Source organism: Mesorhizobium sp. P2_F8, assembly GCF_056403655.1.
Genome location: NZ_JBFUFB010000004.1, coordinates 166,211 through 185,383, shown reverse-complemented (window position 1 = coordinate 185,383; position 19,173 = coordinate 166,211). Strand labels below are relative to the sequence as shown.

The following is a 19,173-nucleotide window of genomic DNA, read 5'->3' as shown; positions in this document are numbered from 1 at the left end:
GAACGACGGTTGGCCGGCGTCTCAGGCCGGGGATTTGAGGTGATCGATGAAGGCGCGCAGCTTCGGCAAGACCTGGCGCTTGCCGGGATGATAGAGGAAGACGCCCGGCGTCGAGCCGGCAACGTCGTCCAGTACCGACTTGAGTTTTCCTTCGGCTATAGGACCTTCGGCGACGGGTCGAGGCGTCTGCGCCAGCCCGACACCCTGCATGGCGGCCCCAAGCAACGTCGGATAGTCGTGTGCGATCAGCGGGCCTGAGACCATCGCCTCGATCGCCTCGTTGCCGTCGACGAAGGACCAGGGCGCGATCGCGCCGTTCGAACGGCGCAAGCGCAAGCAGGCGTGGTGGCGCAAGTCGTCGACACGCTCGGGGCGGCCGTGGCGCTCGAGATAGCCAGGGCTGCCGACGACCACGAACGCGAACGGCGGCGTGAGCCGCACCGCCACCATGTCAGCCGCGATGAACTGGCCAAGGCGGATACCGGCATCGAACCCGCCGGTCGCGAGATCGACCATCTCGTCGCTCGCGGCGATCTCCAGCTCGATCTCGGGATAGGCTCGGCAGAACGATGCGATCATCGGCTCCAGGATCAACGGCACGACGGCGCGGGGCACGGACAGGCGCAGCAGCCCGGTCGGCCGCTGGCTGGCGTCGCGCACCGCCTCGCCGGCAGCGACGAGTTCCTCGAAGGCAGGGCCGGCACGGTCGAGGAACCGTTGGCCAGGCTCGGTCAAGCCGACGCTGCGCGTCGTGCGGACGAACAGCGCCGTGCCCATACGCGCTTCCAGCGCGCGCACCGCCTGGCTCACGGCGGACGGTGTCACGCCGAGGTCCGCGGCGGCACGGCGGAAGTTGCGGTGCCTGGCGACAGCCAGGAACGCCTCGACGCCCTCCAGTGCACCGTGTCGGACTGTGTAGTTCTGCTTCATGGGTTGTTGTGATTACAGCGGATAGTCGAATTATGGAAGCGGGCTTAGGTATGAGGTGAAGCCAGGAGACATCTTGCAATGACCGATGAACTTGATGGGGTGCGCGACCACTATCGCGCGACCGGCCTGACTGAGCGGCTGAAGACGGTGCTGGCCGCCCTTGGTCCGGATGATCAGCTTCTCACGCCCCAGCAATTGGGCGCCCTTGACCAATTTCATACCCGTGGGCTCGCCGCCACCGCCGAGCTCGCCCAATTGACGGGGATCGCCGCCGGCATGTCAGTACTGGACGTCGGTTCGGGCATCGGCGGGCCGGCGCGCTTCCTGGCCGCGACCTATGGTTGCCGGGTCACTGGCGTGGATATCAGCGAGCCTTTCGTGGATGCCGCGCGTTATCTGACCGACCGCACGGGACAGAGCGGGCAGCTGTCGTTCCAGACCGCCAGTGCACTGGAGCTCCCATTCGATGATGGCGGTTTCGACATCGTGCTGCTGCAGCATGTGGCGATGAACATCTCCGACCGGGCGCAGCTCTATCGCCAGATACGGCGCGTGCTGAAGCCAGGCGGCAGGTTTGCCACCTTCGACGTCGTGTCGGGCGTCGGCGAGCCACGCTATCCGCTCCCCTGGGCGCGAACGCCGGCGACGAGCTTTCTCCTGACAATCAGTGCGACGCGCGAAGCGATCGAACCAGCCGGCTTCCGCATATTGGCATGGCAAGACGACACCGAGGTCGCCAAGGCCTGGTTCGCACAGCTCCGCGTTTCGGGACCGCCGCCTTCGCCAAATCTCGGCGTGGTGATGGGGCAGGACTTCGCGGAGCTTGCGGCCAACCTGGGACGAAATCTCATGGAAGGGCGGCTCGGCGTCCTGACCGCGGTGTTCGAGGTTGTGTGAACCAACCGTTGAGGAGGTCAAATGTCTACAGAAGTCCTGTTCCAAACCCATCTCGTTCTGGGCTATGTCGCGTGGCTGCTTTGCCTCCGTGCCTACGGTCTGCCGTGGCTGAGATCGATGGACAGGGTCGCGGCGCAACGCGCTATTGCTACCTTGCACAGCTTCCGCTTCTTCGGGCTCGTCTTCCTCGTCCCGGGCGTCGTCAGCCCCGATCTGCCGGCCAGCTTCGCCGTGTTCGCCGCCTATGGCGACTTCGCAACCGGGGTGCTGGCCATGCTGTCGCTGCTCACGGTGAGGATACCTCAGCTGTTCTGGGCGTTCGTCGTCGCCTTCAATCTCGTCGGGATAGTTGACCTCATCATCGACTATTACCATGCCGTCCAGATCGACCTTCCCGCTCGCGCGGGGGAATTGGGCGCCACCTACGCGATCCCGGTCATCTATGTTCCGCTGCTGATGATCACGCACATCGCCGCATTCTATTTTCTGGCGCGTCCCAAACCGCGACTTGAGCCGTCGCGGACTACTCCTTCGCCGCCTCGGCGGCCTTGATGTCGAGCAGGCCGTAGCCGAAATCATTGTCGCGCCCCTTGGGGCCGAGATCCCTGGCCGTTGCCGCCAGCGCCTTCTCGATGCCGTCGGCCGAGCGGTCGGGCGCGGCATGGATGAGATTGGCAATGGCGCCGGTCACGATCGCTGCCGCGAACGAGGTGCCGGTGACCACGTCCGAGCCGGCGCCGCTCGGCGCCACCATCTCGACGCCAGGCGCCGAGATGAAGACATAGGCTCCGCGATTGGCCTGCGGCATCAGCCCATCCTTGGCGTCGGTGGCGGTCACCGCGATGACGCCGTCGAATGCCGCCGGGTAGCCATAGGGCGCCTTCGGCCCGTTGTTGCCGGCGGCGGCGACCAGCACGATGCCGAGCGCCCGCGCATTGCGGCAGGCGACTCCGAGCAGGTCGTTCTTCGGTCCGACGAAGCTCATGTTGATGATGCGTACGTCCTGGCTCGCCGCCCAGTCGAGGGCCGACAGGATGACGTCCATGGTCGACTTGCCGCCCTCGAAGGCGCGGGCGTGATAGATCCTGGCGCCGGGCGCCATGCCCTCCAGCGCGCCGACGCCAGCGATCAGCCCGTCGACCGAAGTGCCGTGATCGCGCTTTTCGATCGGCACGTCGGGCATGGCGTCGAACTGCCCGGCGATTACGCCTGAGAGCGCCGGATTGCTGTCGTCGATACCGGTGTCGATCACCGCGATGCGGACGTTTTCGCCGCTGGCCTGTTTGGAATCGAGCGCGATGCGCTCGAAGGCATAATTGACGATGTTGGCGGCCTGCTGCAGCGAATAGACATGGTTGGGTTCGCGTCGCTGGGTGCGGCCGTCGGCGGCCAATTGCGCCAGCACGACGCCGACGGGGCGGCCGTCGGGAATGCCGAACCGCACCAGCGTGGTGCCAAGCAGCAGCGACTGGCGCTGCGAGCGCACCTGGAGGCCGTAGGACGCGGCGATCTGCTGCACCGCGCCGGCATCGCCGTCGACTGTCACCAGCACCTCGTCCGGCACGAAATCGCCGGCCACCGCGCGCGGCGGCAGAACGGCGATGAGATCGGTCGGCGAGACGATCGGGCCGCCAGGCGGCGGGCCGGCCTGGCTGTCGGCAGGCGGCGTCGCCGGATCCGACCGTGGCGCCGGCGGCGGTGCCGGGGGCGCAACTGGGTTGGGGAACAGGTCGACGATCAGGGCTGGCAGGAAAACAGCGCCGGGCTGCGCCGCGCCCGATCCGTTCTTTGTGTCGCTGCCATCCTTGGCGCAGTCGGCGCTTGCCGCATTGCTCGCGTCGCTGCAGTCGATTTTCGTCGGATCGGGGTTGGTGGCGTTGGTCTGCGCCGACGCAGGCACGGCGGCGATTGTCATCGCCGCCGCCAGGATTGCCGCAAATCGAATGACCGCCGCCTCAGCCGCCATCAACCGGTTTCCTTCCCTCGATCACAGTCTCGGTGAAAGGCTGGGCGGCAATAAGGCCGAGCTGCTTGGTGTAGTCGGCGGCGTTGGCGGCGGGAATACCAAGCCGGAACACGCCATCGGCGGTCGGTCCGCCGATGATCTTCAGCCCGTTATTGCCCAGAAAGCCCGAAATATCGGACATCCTTGCATCCGGCTTGAACTTGACCAGGGCGAACGGCATTTTCGCCAGATCGCCTTCCGCCCCGGCAATCTCGAAATCCTTACCCTTGCCGCCGGGCTGAACAAACGACTGCACGATGATCAGCGCCAGCAGAACCGCGGCCGCCGCCCAGGCGACACCGACCGGCACCGCCATGAAGCGGCCCCATGCCTGCGCCAGCCAGGACGCGCCCGCGGACGCGCGTGCAGGTCCGGCCTCGGCGTCGAGCGCTTTGGCGAAGCGGCTCAGCGCATCGGCCGGCGGGCGGATCGCTTCGTTGGCGGCGGTGGTGCCGGAGAATTCGGCTTCGGCCTCGCCAAGGGCGGCCAGCGCCGCGGGATCGCTGGCCAGCCATTCCTCGACGGCTTCCAGGTCCGAGCCTTCCAGCGAGCCGTTCAGATAGAACGGCAGCAGCGTTTCCATTTCGTCGCGGCGCGACATCTTTTCAGCGGCGCTCATGGCCACCCCCTGTCGTAACCGGCGGCCTTCAGGGCCTCGCCGAGTTTCTTGCGGGCGTAGAACATTCGGGTCTTGACGGTCGCGACCGGAATGCCGAGCACCTCGCCGATCTCGCCCACCGACTGCCCATGATAATAGGCAAGATCGATCACCGTGCGGTGCTCTTCCGGCAAGGCGTCGACGAAGCGTCGCAAGGCGGCAGCCTTGTCTTCCTTCATGGTGACGACTTCCGGCGTGTCGGCGCTGTCGGGCACCGCGGCGGCAGCCTCGTCGTCGATCCAGTCTTCCTTTTTCTTGCGCAGCGAAGACAGCGCCTTGAACCGGGCGATGCCGAGCAGCCATGTCGAGACTTCGGAGCGTCCTTCGAAGCCTGGCGCCTGCCGCCACAGTTCGAGGAACACCTCGTTCGCGATGTCGTCTGCCATCATTTCCGATCCCGTCTGGCGCACCACGAAGCGGTAGACCCGCGCGTGGTGACGCATGAACAGCAGCCGCACGGCGGCACGGTCGCCCTTCGCGACCTGGTCGACAAGAGCGCGATCGGTCTCCGTCGCCGCCGTCATGGCCGGTCGAGCCGCCTGGCTCCTGTCTGCTCTGTCGCCGATCGGTCCAAAAAGGTTCATCCTCCGCCAAGGAATTCGCGGAGGCTAACCGAAGAGCGGGGCGGTTGCCAGACCATCCCTTCTCCACGTTCCTGTACCGGGAGAAGGTGTCGGCAGGCGGATGAGGGGCGGCGTCGGCGTTCGCTGTTTATTTTCAATGTTGGCGTGCGTCGCCGGCACCCCTTCAGTCCAGGAAAGACTTCGCCTTCATTGTCGCCGGCACCGGCACCCCGAGGCGGCTCAAGATGGTCGGCGCCAGTTGCAGCTGGTCGAGCAGCGTCTCGGCCTGCGGTCCCTTGCCGGACCCGAAATAATACAGCGCGAAATCCTGCATCTCGTCGTCATGGCCGCCATGATGGCCGCGATCGGTCTGGCCGTGGTCGGCGGTGACCATGACCTCGTAGCCGGCTTCGATCCAGCGCGGCAGGAAGGCCGCCAGCATGCCGTCCATCGCATAGACGGCATGATCCATCTCGTGGCAATCGTGGCCGAAGCGGTGGCCCATCGAGTCCAGCGTGCAGGTGTGCAGGATGCCGTAATCGATGCCGTGGCGCTTGGTCAGCATGGTCAGCGTCGCGAACAAATCGACGTCGCTCGGCGTCATCTGGTTGCGAAGATTGTAGCCGGTCATGGTGTGGAACCGCCCATGCGTGATCGGCCCACCCGGCTCGTCGAATTCCATGTCCTCGACCAGGTCGAAGGGATAGGCACGGAAGAATTCCGACCAATAGGAATGGGTCACCGCACCCGTCTTGCCGCCAGCCTTGCTGACTTCGGAGAAGATGTCGGGTTGTTCGACGCGGAACCGGTTCTCGTTGGACAGGATGCCATGCACCTGCGGCGAAACCCCGGTGTGGATCGAGGCGTAGCAGCAGGCGGAGGTCGACGGCAGCACCGAGCGCATCTTCCAGACGCTTGCCTCGCCCGATTGCACCCAGCCCTCGAGATTGCCCATCAGCCGGCGCCAGTTCCTGTAGGGGACGCCATCGAGGATGATCAGCAAAAGTTTTGTCTTGAGCGCCACGGGCGGCTCCCTGCGATTGACCAGTTGAAATCAGAACGCCGCGCACCGCTGGGCACACGGCGTTCCGTTTATGAACCAATAGGCAGGATAGGCTAGGCGGTCAGCCAGCACGCGCCAAGGGCATAACCGTCCATCATCTCGCCGTTCGGGTTCTTGACGTAGCCGGCGATCTTGTTGGTGGCGGCAGCGTCGATGAACTGGTTGAAGAACGGCACGATCAGGCCGCCTTCGTCGCGCATCAGCACCGCCATGTCGTGGTAGATCGCCTTGCGCTTGGCCTGGTCGAGTTCGGCGCGGGCGGTGAACAGCATCTTGTCGAATTCCGGCCGCTTGAAACGCGTGTCGTTCCAGTCGGCGGTCGAGACATAACCGGTGGAATACATCTGGTCCTGCGTCGGCCGCCCACCCCAATAGGAGAGCGAGAAGGGCTGCTTGTTCCAGACCTCCGACCAGTAGCCGTCGCCGGGCTCGCGCTTGATCTCGATCTTGATGCCGGCCTTGGCGCAGGACTGCTGGTAGAGCTGGGCCGCATCGACGGCGCCTGGGAAGGCGACGTCGGAGGTGCGCAGCAGGATCGAGCCGCTGTGGCCGGACTTCTTGTAGGCTGCCGCAGCCTTTTCCGGGTCGAACTTGCGCTGTTCGATATCGCTCGAGAACAGCGGATAGGCTTCGTTGATCGGGAAGTCGTTACCGACCGAGCCATAGCCGCGCAGGATCTTCTCCAGCAATTCATCGCGGTCCATGGCCAGCTTCAGCGCCATCCTCAGGTCGCTGTTGTCGAAGGGCGCGGTGTCGCAGAACATGTTGAACGGATAGTAGCCTCGGCCCGACACGTTCTCGATGGTGACGCCGGGGATGCGCTTGACCAGATCGACCACTTTCGGCTCGACGCGGTTGATCAGCTGCACCTGTCCACCTTGCAAGGCAGCCAGCCGCGCGGTCGCGTCATTGATGACGACGATCTCGATCTGGTCGGCATGGCCCAGCTTGTCGCCCTGCCAGTAGTTGGCGAAGCGCTCGCCGCCATGGCGCACGCCGGGCTGGTTGACGGTGACCTTGTAAGGCCCGGCGCTGATGCCGGCATTGGGATTGTCCTTGCCGCCATTCGGTTGGATGACAAGGTGGTAGTCGGCCATCAGATAGGGGAAGTCGGCATCGGCGTCGCCGAGCGTGACGATCACTTCCTTGCCGCTCGGCTTGATGGCTTTGATGTTCTTCAGCACGCCGAGCGCGCCCGATTTCGATTTTTCGTCGGCGTGGCGCTCCAGCGTGGCCGCGACATCCTCGGCGGTTACGGTTTTGCCGTTGTGGAATTCGATGCCGTCGCGCACCTTGATGGTCCAGGTCTTGGCGTCATCGGAAGCACCGATCTCCTCGGCGATCAGGTTCTGGACGCCGCCTTCGGGTGTCAGGCGCACGAGGAATTCGCCCCACTGCTTGCCGAAATTGTAGGTGACCTGGCTGAGGTTCAGCGCCGGGTCGAGGCTGTTGGTCGATTCGCCGCCTTGCAGTCCGGCCTTGATGATGCCGCCCTTGACCGGCGTCTGGGCGAAGGCCTTGCTGGCCAACGTCGTGGCCAGTGCCGCCGAGACGCCAAGTGCCGCGGTACGGCCGAGGAAGTCGCGACGCGATATCCGGCCCTGTCCGGCGAGTTCAGCGAGATGGTCGAGTTCAGTGTTCATGTCCTACCCCCTTTTTAAAAAACGACGTCACGGGCGGCGCCCGTCCAAAGGGACGTGTGGCGCTCTAGTGTTGCATGCGGATGACGGCAGTCGGGCCTTGGACCAACGGGGTGGGTCTATCCCTGCTCTGATGCAATTCCGGACGGAAAACGGTTCACACTTTTCCTGGAATTGCCCTAGTTCCCCGCGCTCGCCATGCGCCGTCCCTTGATCGCCTTTTCCAGCCAGCCGATCTCCATCTCCGGGACCGACGACAGGAGAAGGTCGGTATAGTCGTCGAAGGGCGGGCTCAACACCTTGCTCTTCGGGCCATAGCGCACCACTTCGCCGCGATACATCACCGCGATCGAATCGGCGATCGACTTCACCGTGGCGAGGTCATGGGTGATGAACAGATAGGCGACGTTCTCCTCCTTCTGCAGCTCGAGCAGCAGCTTCAGGATGCCATGCGCAACCAGCGGGTCGAGCGCCGATGTCACCTCGTCGCAGATGATCAGCTTCGGCTTGGCGGCGAGCGAACGGGCGATGCAGACGCGCTGCTTCTGGCCGCCGGAAAGCTCGGCCGGGTAGCGATCAGAGAAGCCCTTGCCCATCTCGATCTTGTCGAGCAGTTCGGCGACGCGTTTGTCGCGCTCGCGGCCGCGTATGCCGAAATAGAACTCCAGCGGCCGGCCGATGATGGTGCCGACGGTCTGGCGCGGGTTCATCGCCACGTCGGCCATCTGGTAGATCATCTGCAACTGGCGCAGGTCCTCCTTCGGCCGGTCGGCCAGCCGGTTTGCCAGCGGGCGCCCGTCGAAGGTGACGGTTCCTTCCTCGGGTGGCAAAAGCCCGGTGATGGCGCGTGCCAGCGTCGACTTGCCGGAGCCGGATTCGCCGACCACGGCCAGCGTCTGGCCCGGATAGATGTCGACCGAGACGTTCTTCAGCACCTTGATATGGCTGCGGCCATAGGCGGCGGTGACGTTCTTCACCGACAGGAACGGTGTCGTGCCGGGCTTCTGCTCGGCGTGCTCGATCTCATGCACCGACACAAGCGCGTTGGTGTATTCCTGGCGCGGCTCCTTGATGATCTGCCGGGTGCCACCCCATTCGACCAGCCGGCCATGGCGAAGCACCATGATCTCGTCCGAAACCTGGGCGACGACGGCAAGATCGTGGGTGATGTAGAGCGCGGCGACATGCGTGTCTCGGATGGCGTCCTTGATCGCCGCCAGCACGTCGATCTGCGTCGTCACGTCGAGCGCCGTGGTCGGCTCGTCGAAGACGATCAGGTCCGGCTCGGAGCAAAGCGCCATCGCCGTCATCACGCGTTGCAACTGGCCACCCGAGACCTGGTGCGGAAAGCGCTCGCCGATGGTTTCTGGGTTGGGCAGGCTGAGCTTCTTGAACAGTGCAACGGCGCGCTTCTCGGCCTCGGCGCGAGTCGCCGTACCGTGCAGGAGGGTGGCTTCCACCACCTGATCCATCAGCTTGTGCGCCGGGTTGAAGGCGGCTGCCGCCGATTGCGCGACGTAGCAGACCTCACGGCCGCGCAGCTTGCGGAAGCCGTCCTTGCCGCCCTTGAGGATGTCGCGGCCGTTGAGGATCACCTCGCCGCCGGTGATGCGCACACCACCGCGGCCATAGCCCATGGACGAGAGGCCAATGGTCGACTTGCCGGCGCCGGATTCGCCGATCAGGCCAAGCACCTTGCCCTTTTGCAGAGTCAGCGAGACGTCGTGCACCAGCACGATGTTCTTCGGCGGCTCGCCTGGCGGGAAGACAGTGGCTTCGATGCGCAGATTGCGGATGTCGAGCAGGAGGCCAGAGTTCGCTTTGCTGTCAGCCATCACCCGCGTCCTCCCTTCAGGCTGGTCGTCCGGTTGAGCACCCAGTCGGCAACCAGGTTGACGGAAATCGCCAGCATGGCGATTGCCGCCGCCGGGATGAGCGCGGCTGCGATGCCGAAGACGATACCGTCCTTGTTTTCCTTGACCATGCCGCCCCAGTCGGCATCCGGCGGCTGGACGCCAAGGCCGAGGAACGACAGCGTCGACAGGAACAGCACGGCGTAGATGAAGCGCAGGCCGAGTTCCGAAACCAGCGGCGACAGCGCGTTGGGCAGGATCTCGCGAAAAATGATCCAGGCGCTGCCTTCGCCGCGCAGCTTCGCCGCCTCGACATAGTCCATGACGTTGATGTCGACGGCGACGGCCCGCGACAGGCGATAGACGCGGGTCGAGTCCAGAACGCCCATCACCAGGATCAGCGTCACCAGGTTGGTCGGCAGCACGGAGAGCACGACGAGGGCCATGATCAGCGTCGGGATCGACATCAGGAGATCGACGAGGCGCGACAAAAGCGTGTCGAACCAGCCGCCGAACACCGCTGCGGAGAAACCGAGGATGGCGCCGAGCGAGAATGACAGCGCCGTGGCAAGCACGGCGATGAAGAGCGTGATGCGGGCGCCGTAGATCATGCGCGACAGGAGATCGCGGCCGAGATTGTCGGTGCCAAGCCAATGCGTTGCCGACATCGGTTCCCAGACGTCGCCGACGATCTCGCCATTGCCGTGCGGCGCGATCCAGGGTGCGAAGAGCGCCGCCAGCACGAACAGTGACGTCAGCACGATGCCGATCAGCGCGGGGATGGGGATGCGTTTGATATCGAGCATATCCGCCCCCTATTTTGGATGTCTGAGACGCGGATTGGCGACGATAGCCCCTATGTCCGCAATGATGTTCAGGCTGATGTAGACGGCGGCGAAGATCAGGCCGACCGCTTGCACCACCGGCACATCGCGCTTGGTGACGTGGTCGACGAGATACTGGCCCATGCCTGGGTAGACGAAGATCACCTCGACCACGACGACGCCGACGATGAGATAGGCGAGGTTGAGCATCACGACGTTGATGATCGGCGCGATCGCGTTGGGAAAGGCGTGCCTGCGGATGACGTTGAATGCCGAGAGGCCTTTCAGTTCGGCCGTCTCGACATAGGCCGATTGCATGACGTTGAGGATCGCCGCGCGCGTCATGCGCATCATGTGGGCCAGCACCACCAGCGTCAGCGCCGTCGCCGGCAAGGCGATCGCCTGCATGCGCTCGCCGAACGGCATGCCCTCATAGACGGTCGAAATGCCGGGGAAGATCTGCCATTTCACGGCGAAGAAATAGACCAGCACATAGCCGATGAAGAATTCGGGAAACGACGTCGAGGCCAGAGCCAGTCCGGAGATCAGCTTGTCGACCCAGCCATTGCGGTAGCGCACGGCGATCAGGCCGAGGATGATCGCCAGCGGCACGGCGACGATCGCCGCCCAGAAGGCGAGGAACAGCGTGTTCCACAATCGGCTCTTTATCGACGTCGCGATATCCTGGCCGCTCGACATGGCTGTGCCGAGATCGCCGGTGAGCACGCCGCCGAGCCAGCGGAAATACCTGATATAGGCCGGATCGTTGAGGCCGAGCTGCTCGCGCAGATTGGCGAGCGACTCCGGTGTTGCCGATTGCCCGAGAATGGCTTGCGCGACGTCGCCGGGCAGGATCTGGGTGCCGGCGAAGATCAGGACCGAAACGGCCAGCAACAGGACGATGCCCAGCGCAACGCGCTGGGCAATTAGTTTCAGGATGGGTGAAGACATATCCGCAAAGCCGGGCTCAGGCCTGGAGCCAGCACTTCGCCAGGGCGTAGCCGTTCATCAATTCCTGATGCGGATCATCGACCCAGCCATCCACCTTGGCGCCGGTCGCATCGATGAACTGGTTGAACATCGGCAGGATCAGGCCGCCCTCGTCGCGCACGAGGACAGCCATGTCATGGTACATCTGCTTGCGCTTGGTCTCGTCGAGTTCGGCGCGCGCCGCCAGCACCATCTTGTCGAAGTCCGGACGCTTGAAACGCGTGTCGTTCCAGTCGGCGGTCGACAGATAGGCGGTGGAGTACATCTGGTCCTGCGTCGAGCGGCCGCCCCAGTAGGAGGCGCAGAAGGGCTGCTTGTTCCAGACCTCGTTCCAGTAGCCGTCGCCGGGCTCGCGCTTGAGCTCGATCTTGATGCCGGCCTTGGCCGCGCTCTGCTGGAACAGCTGCGATGCATCGACAGCGCCCGGGAAGGCGACGTCCGAGGTCCTCAGCAGCACGGTGCCGTCGTGACCCGACTTCTTGTAGTGGAACTTGGCCTTGTCTGGATCGTACTTGCGCTGCTCGATCTCGGTGAACAGCGGATAGGATGAATTGATCGGGAAGTCGTTGCCGAGCGAGCCGTAACCGCGCAGGATCTTGTCCAGCATTTCCTCGCGGTCGATGGCCAGCTTGAGTGCCATGCGCAGATCGTTGTTGTCGAACGGTGCCGTGTTGCAATGCATGATGAACACGTAATGGCCAGGACCCGCGTGGTTGCGGATGGTGACGCCCGGCAGGCGCTTGATCAGGTCGACGATCTTCGGCTCGACGCGGTTGATCATGTTGACCTGGCCGCCCTGCAGGGCCGCCGTGCGTGCGGTCGCATCGTTGATGACGATGACTTCGATCTGGTCGGCATGGCCCATCTTGTCGCCCTGCCAGTAATTGGCGAAGCGCTCGCCGCCATGGCGTACGCCGGGCTCGTTGGTCTTGACCACGTACGGGCCGGCCGAGATGCCGGCATCCGGCTTGTCCTTGCCGCCGTTCGGCTGCACGATCAGGTGATAGTCGCTGAGCAGATAGGGCAGGTCGGCGTTGGCCTCCTTCAGCGTCAGCACTACTTCCTTGCCGCTCGCCTTGATGGTCTCGATGCCCTTCATGTAGCCGAGCGCGCCGGATTTCGACTTTTCGTCCGAATGGCGCTCGAGCGTTGCGGCGACGTCTGCCGCGGTCACCGTCTTGCCATTGTGGAATTCGACGCCGTCGCGGATCTTCAACGTCCACACCTTGGCGTCGTCCGAGGAGCCGATCTCCTCGGCGATGCGGTTCTCAAGCTTGCCTTCCGGCGACAGCTCGACGATCATTTCGCCCCAGCACTTGCCGAAGGCGAACGGCACCTGCGTCATCATCAGCGCCGGATCGAGGCTGTTGGTGGATTCGCCGCCGACGAGGCCGGCCTTCAGCGTGCCGCCCTTGATTGGGCCGGCAGCGCGCGCCGCACCTGAAAGCAGCGAGTTGGCGAAGGTCGCGGTGACGCCGAGTGCTGCCGCCCGACCGAGAAAATCGCGACGGCTCAACTTGCCGGAAGCGACTCGCCGGCTAAGGAATTCCAGTTCGTTTGACATGTTGAGTTCCTCACTCTGTTGGTTCGACTCTGCGGTCGTTTTTCTTGTTTCTTGTGAAGAGAATAATGACCGCAAGGGAAAGCGGTAAGCAAGACCGAATGCGACATGCCGTGGCGTAAATCGTACGTCGCATTTGGACCAACCAAATCCGTGGTCACAGGAGGACGCGCGGCACCCTTTCCTCGAAGTTACGCTCGAAAACGAGAGTTTCGCCCTCATAGGCCTCGATTCTGGCGCTGAGGATGAAGTTTTGCGCGTCCGATCGCATTTCCGCGAATGTCTCGGTGCGCACCGACCATCCATTTCGCGACAGGGTCTGCGTCCAGTGCGTTTTTCCAGAGGCCGCCAGGGGATCGTCCGGATGGATCGTCCAGATCTCGCGGGCGATGCTGCCATTGGCCAGGCCATGGGCAAGATCGCGCACCTTGCCAAAATCATCCGTTATGGAAAGCGTCACAATTCCGGTCTTCTCGTCGCGATCGACATGACGCTCGGAATTGGCGGCGCGGATCGTCTCGGTCGCCCAGGGAGTGGCGCTTTCCGGCTCGGCAAACGTCACTTCGTTGCCTGTCGCCAGCGGCCGCAGCGGCAGGGCCAGCACGGCGGCCGACAAGGCGAGCCGAACCGGCTCCGGCGACGGCCAGATCATCGGCCAATAGGTATTCGACACGGCAATGCGCAGATGGTGGCCTGCCGGCACGCGATAGGCGCATTGATCGAGCACCACGCGCGCCGACACGGTTTCGCCCGGTACCAGCGCCTCGGGGAATTCGTGCGAATTGCGATGTGTCAGATTGAGCACGCCGTAGGAAATCAGTTCCGAGGCACCGTCAGGGTGCACGTCGCACAGCCGGATCGCGATGTTGGCCTGCGGTCGGTCGGAGGACAGCCGCACCTCGACTTCGGGCGCGCCGACGATGTCGATCGCCTCAGTGAGTTCCGGCTGGTCGAAACACACCGACAAAGCGTCATCGGGGCGCTGGTCGCCGGGCAGTTCGGGGCCGAAGGTGAACGGAAAATACTCGCCGCCGGCAAGGCCGCAACTCTGCGGCGAAGCAACGATGGCGGGCTTGCTACCGTCGGAGACAAGCTCGATCGATTGCGTCTTGATGGCAGGCGACGGCCATTCCTGCTCAGCCACCCAGCGACCGGGCCGCTTGGGATGCCAGCGCGCGGGGCGGACACTGTCCATGACATAGGCACGATAGGCTGGATCGACCTCGACACCAGTGTCGATATCCTTCAGCCAGCGGTCCCACCAGCGCAGGGCCTCCTGCAGGAAACCGATGCGCGGTGTGGGTGCCGCGTAATGCGGGTATTTGTGGATCCACGGTCCGATGATGCCCTTCACCGGCGCTTCGATGTTGGTGGCCAGATGCGAGACGGTGTTGCGGTAGCCGTCGTGCCAGCCGCCGATCGACAGCACGGCGGCCTGGATGGCGGAATAATCCTCGCAGATTGAGCCGCGCTTCCAATAGGCGTCGCGGTGCTGGTGCTTCAGCCACAGCGGCGCGAGAAAAGGCTGGTTCTCCAGCCGGGTCAGCCAAAGGTCGCGCCACCTTTTGTCGCCGGTGAAGAGCGGGTCCGGCGGCCGCGACGAATAGGACAGCATGGTCGACGCCCAGCCGAAATTCTCGATCAGCAGGCAACCGCCCTTGTAGTGGATATCGTCGGCATAGCGGTCGGAGGTCGAGCACAGGCTGATAACCGCCTTCAGCGCCGGGGGCTGCTTGGCCGCCACCTGCAGGCAGTTGAAGCCGCCCCAGGAAATGCCCATCATGCCGACATTGCCGTTGCACCAGGGCTGCGAAGCCGCCCAGGCGATGACGTCGCAGGCGTCCTGCAATTCCTGTTCGGAATATTCGTCGTCCATCAGCCCTTCGGAATCGCCATTGCCGCGCATGTCGACGCGGATCGAGGCGTAGCCGTGGCCGGCGAAATAGGGATGCGTCAGCTGATCGCGGAGAATGGTGCCGTCCCGCTTGCGGTAGGGCAGGTGCTCGAGGATCGCCGGCACCGGATCGTCGCCGGCGTCTTCCGGCATCCACACCCTCGCCGACAGCCGGCAGCCGTCCGGCATGACAATCCCCATTACTGGAAATTCGACGACTTTGCGGGGGAACTCGGTGACAATTTTCATGCGGGACTCCAGGATCGCCAGATGATGGAGCCCGTGGCATCGCGTCGTGGGCCAGCCAACGAATTCGGCTGGTCAGTCCGCGTCAATTCAGCGGAATGTCGTTGTCGCCCTTGCTCGCTTGGTAGGCGCCGGACAGGTCGTCATAGCGTGCCGAGATCTCGCCGATGCGCGTTTCCAGTCGCTGGCGCTCGGCCTCGGGGAGTGACCGTACCAATCTGCGGATCGAAAAGCTCTTCCAGTAGGCATTCTCGGCATTGTAGCCGCCGGGATCGAGGGTGAAGACTTCCTTGAGAATCTTCAGATCATGCGGGATGGCGAAGCTGTCGCGCGAATCCTCATGGCTGAACAGATAGTAGAAATTGTCGAAGCCGGTCCAGGTGATCGCCGATAGGCAGAGCGAGCAGGGTTCATGCGTGGCGATGAAGATGGCGTCTTTCGTATCGACGCGCTCGGCCTTTGGCATTTCATAGAAGCGCTTCAGGCAATGCACCTCGCCATGCCAGAGCGGGTTTTCGATCTCGTTGTTGGTTTCGGCCAGTACCAGCGAACGGTCGTCCTTGCGCAGGATCGCCGCGCCGAACAGCTTGTTGCCATGGGCAACACCGTCGGCCGTCTTCGGCACGATGTCGTGCTCGATCACGTCGAGCAGGCGGTCGATCAGGGAAATGTCGGTCATTACAAGCTCTCGTCGGGGAGATGGATCTCGTAGGCGTGCGAGAAATGGAATTCTTCCAGGTTGGAACCGTCGCCGCCGCGGTCGACGATCAGGAAATCCTGCGCCTCGCCGAGCGGCGTCAGCACGCCGTGCCAGAGGTTGCGGGAATAGTTGATGCCTTGTCCGGGCGCGGTGATGAAGGCCTGCGGTTCACCCGGTCCCCCATCGCCGTCGTGGCAGACGACGACAAGGAACGGCCGGGGCGACAGCGGAATGAAAGCCTGGCTGCCGAATGGATGGCGCTCGACCATGGTCAGCTTTAGCGGCAATTCGTAAGGCGTGCCGCGCACCATCGAGATCAGCACGCGGGCGTTCGGCCCTGTCGCTTGCGCCGTGGCAAGATCGTGGTAGCGCTCGGCCTTGCCGCCATTGATCGGGTAGTGATTGTCGCCGCCCATGTCGATGACGTCGCCGAAGGCGGCAAAGCTCTCGCGGGTCAGCGGCCGCGCGACGATGCGGGTCACGGCGCCCGCCTAGCAATGCCGGCACCGCCGAGCTTGGCGTGGCGGTTGACGTCCTTGTAGAGCAGATAGCGGAATTTGCCCGGGCCGCCGGCATAGCAGGCCTGGGGGCAGAAGGCGCGCAGCCACATGAAGTCGCCGGCCTCGACCTCGACCCAGTCCTGGTTGAGGCGGTAGACCGCCTTGCCTTCCAGCACATAAAGCCCGTGCTCCATGACATGCGTCTCGGCGAAGGGAATGACCGCGCCGGGCTCGAGCGTCACGATGGTCATGTGCATGTCGTGGCGCAAATCGGCAGGATCGACGAAACGGGTCGTCGCCCAGCGGCCTTCGGTGCCGGGCATCGGCGTTGGCGCGATGTCCTGTTCGTTGGTGAAGAAGGCTTCCGGCGCCTCTAGACCGTCGACCGCCTCGTAAGCCTTGCGGATCCAATGGAAGCGGACCTCGGTCTTGCTCTCGTTGCGAACCGTCCAGGCGCTGGCCGGCGGTAGGAAGGCGAAGCCGCCCGGTCTGAGCACGTGCTTCTTGCCGGCAAGCAGAACGGTCAACTCGCCTTCGACCACGAACAAGGCCCCTTCGGCGCCTGCATCGGGCTCCGGCCTCTCGCTGCCGCCACCGGGCGCGACCTCGACAATGTATTGCGAAAACGTCTCGGCAAAGCCGGACAGCGGCCGCGACAATATCCAGACGCGGGTCTTGTCCCAGAACGGCAAGGCGCTGGTGACGATGTCCTGCATCACCCCCTTGGGGATGACGGCATAGGCCTCGGTGAAGACGGCGCGGCCGGTCAGCAGCTCACTCTGGCCAGGGTGGCCGCCATGCGGCGCGTAATAGGTTCGGTCGGGCATCCTGATCGTATCCATGGGTTAAACCTAATGCGGAAGCATGTCCTTGAGGCGGAGCAGCGCGATGCGCTCGACCTGTTTGCAGGCGGTCTCGAATTCAACGCCGCGGCTGTTGCCGATGCGTGCCTCGAATTCCGCCAGGATCTCCTCCTTGGTCTTGCCTTTCACCGCGATGATGAACGGGAAGCCGAAGGTGGTGACGTATGCGGCATTGAGCTTGGAAAACAGTTCGCGCTCCTTGTCGGTCAGCGCGTCGAGTCCGGCTGAGGCCTGTTCCTTGGTCGATTCCGCCGTCAGCCGTTTGGCCTTGGCCAGTTTGCCGGCAAGGTCGGGATGGGCGTTGAGCACTGAAAGCCGCTCGGCCTCGCTTGCGGAACGGAAGACGCGGCAAAGCGCGTTGTGCAGGCCGCCGGATGAGTCATGCGCCGGGCCCAGCTCCAACTCGAAGGCGCGTTCGGCGATCCAGGGCGAATGCTCGAAGACACCGCCGAAAGTGTGGACGAACGTCTCGAATTCCATCTTGGACGGTCTGAGTGCTGCGGGTCGATAGGGGTGGTTTTCTTGCCAGTGGCGGGCGATATCGATGCGCCGCGCCAGCCAGACCTTGTCGTGCGACTTCACATAGTCGACGAAGCGCTTCAGCGCCGCCACCCGGCCCGGCCGCCCGACGAGGCGGCAATGCAGGCCGATGTTCATCATCCGCGGCCGGCCGGCCTTGCCCTCGGCATAGAGCGTGTCGAAACTGTCCTTCAGATAGGCAAAGAACTGGTCGCCTGAATTGAAGCCTTGTGGCGTCGCGAAGCGCATGTCGTTGGCGTCGAGCGTGTAGGGGATGATGAGCTGCGCGCCGCCTTCGTGCTCGAACCAGTACGGCAGCTCGTCGTCATAGGTGTCCGACACATAGGCGAAGCCGCCTTCCTCAGCCACCAGCCGCACCGTGTTGACCGATGTTCGCCCCGTGTACCAGCCGGTCGGGCGCTGGCCGGTCACCTCGTAGTGCAGGCGGATCGCCGCTTCGAGGTCGCGGCGCTCGTCCTCGGCGCTGTGGTCGCGATAGTCGATCCATTTCAGTCCGTGCGAGGCGATCTCCCAGCCGACTTCCTGCATCGCCGTGACCTGGTCGGGTGAGCGCGCGAGCGCGGTGGCGACGCCGTAGCAGGTCACCGGCACCTCGGCCTCGGTGAACAGCCTGAGCAGCCGCCAGAAACCGGCGCGGGCGCCGTATTCGTAGATCGATTCCATGTTCCAGTGGCGCTGGCCCACCCAGGGTGCCGCGCCGACGATCTCCGACAGGAAGGCTTCCGAAGCCTTGTCGCCGTGGAGCACGCAGTTCTCGCCGCCCTCTTCGTAGTTGACGACGAACTGCACGGCGACTTGCGCACCACCAGGCCATTTCGGATCCGGCGGATTGGCTCCATAGCCGCGCATGTCTCTGATGTAACGCATCGTCCCTCCCGCCGGGCATTGCCCGATGTATGATCAGGATATCGAAAGGGCTGCTCGCGCATTCCCCCGAAAATTTTTGAAAGTGTTTTTGTCGCACTCCGCTCGACCGGGACTTATGCATCGCCTTTAATTGGCGCACAATTCATCAACAATGTTCGACTGTACCGGGCCAGTTCGCTCGTACAGGAAATGGGAGGCGGCCAGTGGCAGAAACGTCGAAAGCCGATGGCGGGCGTCTGACGACCCATGTCCTCGACACCGCGACCGGCAGGCCGGCGGCGGGATTGTCGATCGCGCTCTATCACCTCGAGGGCGATACGCGCACACATCTGAAGACCGTCGTCACCAATGATGATGGCCGTTGCGACGCACCGCTGCTTGCCGGCGCCGAGTTCCGCGCCGGCGAATACGAACTGATCTTTGCCGCGGGCGACTATTTGCGCCAGCAGGGGACGAAATTGCCTAAGCCGGCCTTTCTCGACGTGATACCGATCCGCTTCGGCATGGCCGAACCCGTGCACTATCATGTGCCGCTGCTCGTCTCGCCCTACGGCTATTCGACCTACAGGGGGAGCTGAC

At 63.9% G+C, this 19,173-nt stretch carries 18 protein-coding genes; 3 read left to right on the top strand and 15 right to left on the bottom strand.

Annotated features, from left to right (window positions below):
• Positions 1-21 precede the first annotated feature (21 nt).
• Complete coding sequence (locus AC1DZP_RS11650) at positions 22-930, bottom strand: LysR family transcriptional regulator (RefSeq protein WP_477225138.1); 909 nt, start codon at positions 928-930, stop codon at positions 22-24.
• A 78-nt stretch (positions 931-1,008) separates the two neighbouring features.
• On the opposite strand from AC1DZP_RS11650, the gene AC1DZP_RS11645 reads away from it, so the two are divergent.
• Positions 1,009-1,827, top strand: a complete 819-nt coding sequence (locus tag AC1DZP_RS11645; RefSeq protein WP_477225139.1) for a class I SAM-dependent methyltransferase — start codon at positions 1,009-1,011, stop codon at positions 1,825-1,827.
• 21 nt (positions 1,828-1,848) lie between these two features.
• Positions 1,849-2,379 carry a hypothetical protein gene (locus tag AC1DZP_RS11640; RefSeq protein WP_457151931.1) on the top strand — a complete coding sequence of 177 codons (531 nt, stop codon included), beginning with the start codon at positions 1,849-1,851 and terminating at the stop codon, positions 2,377-2,379.
• On the opposite strand, the gene AC1DZP_RS11635 is transcribed toward AC1DZP_RS11640, so the two are convergent.
• The 14 genes from AC1DZP_RS11635 to puuE all read right to left on the bottom strand — a co-directional run bounded on the left by AC1DZP_RS11635 (position 2,351) and on the right by puuE (position 18,594).
• Complete coding sequence (locus AC1DZP_RS11635; protein WP_477302429.1) at positions 2,351-3,793, bottom strand: S8 family serine peptidase; 1,443 nt, start codon at positions 3,791-3,793, stop codon at positions 2,351-2,353. The two genes, AC1DZP_RS11640 and AC1DZP_RS11635, sit on opposite strands and share 29 nt — an antisense overlap.
• Positions 3,783-4,451 carry an anti-sigma factor gene (locus AC1DZP_RS11630; RefSeq protein ID WP_457151933.1) on the bottom strand — a complete coding sequence of 223 codons (669 nt, stop codon included), beginning with the start codon at positions 4,449-4,451 and terminating at the stop codon, positions 3,783-3,785. Before AC1DZP_RS11630 ends, AC1DZP_RS11635 begins: the two co-directional genes overlap by 11 nt.
• Positions 4,448-5,014, bottom strand: a complete 567-nt coding sequence (locus AC1DZP_RS11625; RefSeq protein WP_477302427.1) for a sigma-70 family RNA polymerase sigma factor — start codon at positions 5,012-5,014, stop codon at positions 4,448-4,450. Before AC1DZP_RS11625 ends, AC1DZP_RS11630 begins: the two co-directional genes overlap by 4 nt.
• Before the next feature lie 223 nt (positions 5,015-5,237).
• A complete protein-coding gene (locus AC1DZP_RS11620; protein WP_477302425.1) occupies positions 5,238-6,077 on the bottom strand; it encodes an alkaline phosphatase family protein in 840 nt (279 codons plus the stop codon).
• Between the two features lie 92 nt (positions 6,078-6,169).
• Positions 6,170-7,759, bottom strand: a complete 1,590-nt coding sequence (locus AC1DZP_RS11615; RefSeq protein WP_477302423.1) for an ABC transporter substrate-binding protein — start codon at positions 7,757-7,759, stop codon at positions 6,170-6,172.
• Between the two features lie 176 nt (positions 7,760-7,935).
• Positions 7,936-9,591, bottom strand: coding sequence for an ABC transporter ATP-binding protein (locus AC1DZP_RS11610; RefSeq protein WP_095083048.1), 1,656 nt, complete (start codon positions 9,589-9,591; stop codon positions 7,936-7,938).
• Positions 9,591-10,415: an ABC transporter permease gene (locus tag AC1DZP_RS11605; RefSeq protein ID WP_095083047.1), complete on the bottom strand. Its 825-nt coding sequence runs from the start codon at positions 10,413-10,415 to the stop codon at positions 9,591-9,593. Before AC1DZP_RS11605 ends, AC1DZP_RS11610 begins: the two co-directional genes overlap by 1 nt.
• A 9-nt stretch (positions 10,416-10,424) precedes the next feature.
• On the bottom strand, positions 10,425-11,384 hold the full coding sequence (locus AC1DZP_RS11600) for an ABC transporter permease (RefSeq protein ID WP_477302421.1): 960 nt from the start codon (positions 11,382-11,384) through the stop codon (positions 10,425-10,427).
• Positions 11,385-11,400: 16 nt separating this feature from the next.
• A complete protein-coding gene (locus tag AC1DZP_RS11595) occupies positions 11,401-12,987 on the bottom strand; it encodes an ABC transporter substrate-binding protein (protein ID WP_477302420.1) in 1,587 nt (528 codons plus the stop codon).
• A 154-nt stretch (positions 12,988-13,141) separates the two neighbouring features.
• The gene (locus AC1DZP_RS11590; RefSeq protein ID WP_477302418.1) at positions 13,142-15,127 is read right to left on the bottom strand and encodes a CocE/NonD family hydrolase; all 1,986 of its coding nucleotides are present in this window, start codon (positions 15,125-15,127) and stop codon (positions 13,142-13,144) included.
• Positions 15,128-15,209: 82 nt separating this feature from the next.
• Positions 15,210-15,803 carry a nucleoside deaminase gene (locus tag AC1DZP_RS11585; protein ID WP_457150446.1) on the bottom strand — a complete coding sequence of 198 codons (594 nt, stop codon included), beginning with the start codon at positions 15,801-15,803 and terminating at the stop codon, positions 15,210-15,212.
• Positions 15,803-16,306, bottom strand: coding sequence for an ureidoglycolate lyase (locus AC1DZP_RS11580; RefSeq protein WP_095083037.1), 504 nt, complete (start codon positions 16,304-16,306; stop codon positions 15,803-15,805). Before AC1DZP_RS11580 ends, AC1DZP_RS11585 begins: the two co-directional genes overlap by 1 nt.
• On the bottom strand, positions 16,303-17,166 hold the full coding sequence (locus tag AC1DZP_RS11575) for a bifunctional allantoicase/(S)-ureidoglycine aminohydrolase (protein ID WP_457150445.1): 864 nt from the start codon (positions 17,164-17,166) through the stop codon (positions 16,303-16,305). The genes AC1DZP_RS11580 and AC1DZP_RS11575 overlap by 4 nt, the downstream gene beginning before the upstream one ends.
• A gap of 9 nt (positions 17,167-17,175) precedes the next feature.
• On the bottom strand, positions 17,176-18,594 hold the full coding sequence (gene puuE / locus AC1DZP_RS11570; protein ID WP_477302416.1) for an allantoinase PuuE: 1,419 nt from the start codon (positions 18,592-18,594) through the stop codon (positions 17,176-17,178).
• Between the two features lie 203 nt (positions 18,595-18,797).
• On the opposite strand from puuE, the gene uraH reads away from it, so the two are divergent.
• Positions 18,798-19,172 (top strand): hydroxyisourate hydrolase, encoded by a 375-nt coding sequence (uraH, locus tag AC1DZP_RS11565; protein WP_457150443.1) that lies wholly within the window; start codon positions 18,798-18,800, stop codon positions 19,170-19,172.
• The last annotated feature ends 1 nt before the right edge of the window (position 19,173 follow it).

Bases quoted from the DNA above. Each gene is read 5' to 3' on its own strand.
- AC1DZP_RS11575 (WP_457150445.1), bottom strand. From the start codon at position 17,166: ATGGATACGATCAGGATGCCCGACCGAACCTATTACGCGCCGCATGGC.
- AC1DZP_RS11585 (WP_457150446.1), bottom strand. From the start codon at position 15,803: ATGACCGACATTTCCCTGATCGACCGCCTGCTCGACGTGATCGAGCAC.
- AC1DZP_RS11615 (WP_477302423.1), bottom strand. From the start codon at position 7,759: ATGAACACTGAACTCGACCATCTCGCTGAACTCGCCGGACAGGGCCGG.
- AC1DZP_RS11650 (WP_477225138.1), bottom strand. From the start codon at position 930: ATGAAGCAGAACTACACAGTCCGACACGGTGCACTGGAGGGCGTCGAG.
- puuE (WP_477302416.1), bottom strand. From the start codon at position 18,594: ATGCGTTACATCAGAGACATGCGCGGCTATGGAGCCAATCCGCCGGAT.
- AC1DZP_RS11590 (WP_477302418.1), bottom strand. From the start codon at position 15,127: ATGAAAATTGTCACCGAGTTCCCCCGCAAAGTCGTCGAATTTCCAGTA.
- AC1DZP_RS11625 (WP_477302427.1), bottom strand. From the start codon at position 5,014: ATGACGGCGGCGACGGAGACCGATCGCGCTCTTGTCGACCAGGTCGCG.
- AC1DZP_RS11635 (WP_477302429.1), bottom strand. From the start codon at position 3,793: ATGGCGGCTGAGGCGGCGGTCATTCGATTTGCGGCAATCCTGGCGGCG.
- AC1DZP_RS11610 (WP_095083048.1), bottom strand. From the start codon at position 9,591: ATGGCTGACAGCAAAGCGAACTCTGGCCTCCTGCTCGACATCCGCAAT.
- AC1DZP_RS11640 (WP_457151931.1), top strand. From the start codon at position 1,849: ATGTCTACAGAAGTCCTGTTCCAAACCCATCTCGTTCTGGGCTATGTC.
- AC1DZP_RS11595 (WP_477302420.1), bottom strand. From the start codon at position 12,987: ATGTCAAACGAACTGGAATTCCTTAGCCGGCGAGTCGCTTCCGGCAAG.
- AC1DZP_RS11605 (WP_095083047.1), bottom strand. From the start codon at position 10,415: ATGCTCGATATCAAACGCATCCCCATCCCCGCGCTGATCGGCATCGTG.
- AC1DZP_RS11600 (WP_477302421.1), bottom strand. From the start codon at position 11,384: ATGTCTTCACCCATCCTGAAACTAATTGCCCAGCGCGTTGCGCTGGGC.
- AC1DZP_RS11645 (WP_477225139.1), top strand. From the start codon at position 1,009: ATGACCGATGAACTTGATGGGGTGCGCGACCACTATCGCGCGACCGGC.
- AC1DZP_RS11630 (WP_457151933.1), bottom strand. From the start codon at position 4,451: ATGAGCGCCGCTGAAAAGATGTCGCGCCGCGACGAAATGGAAACGCTG.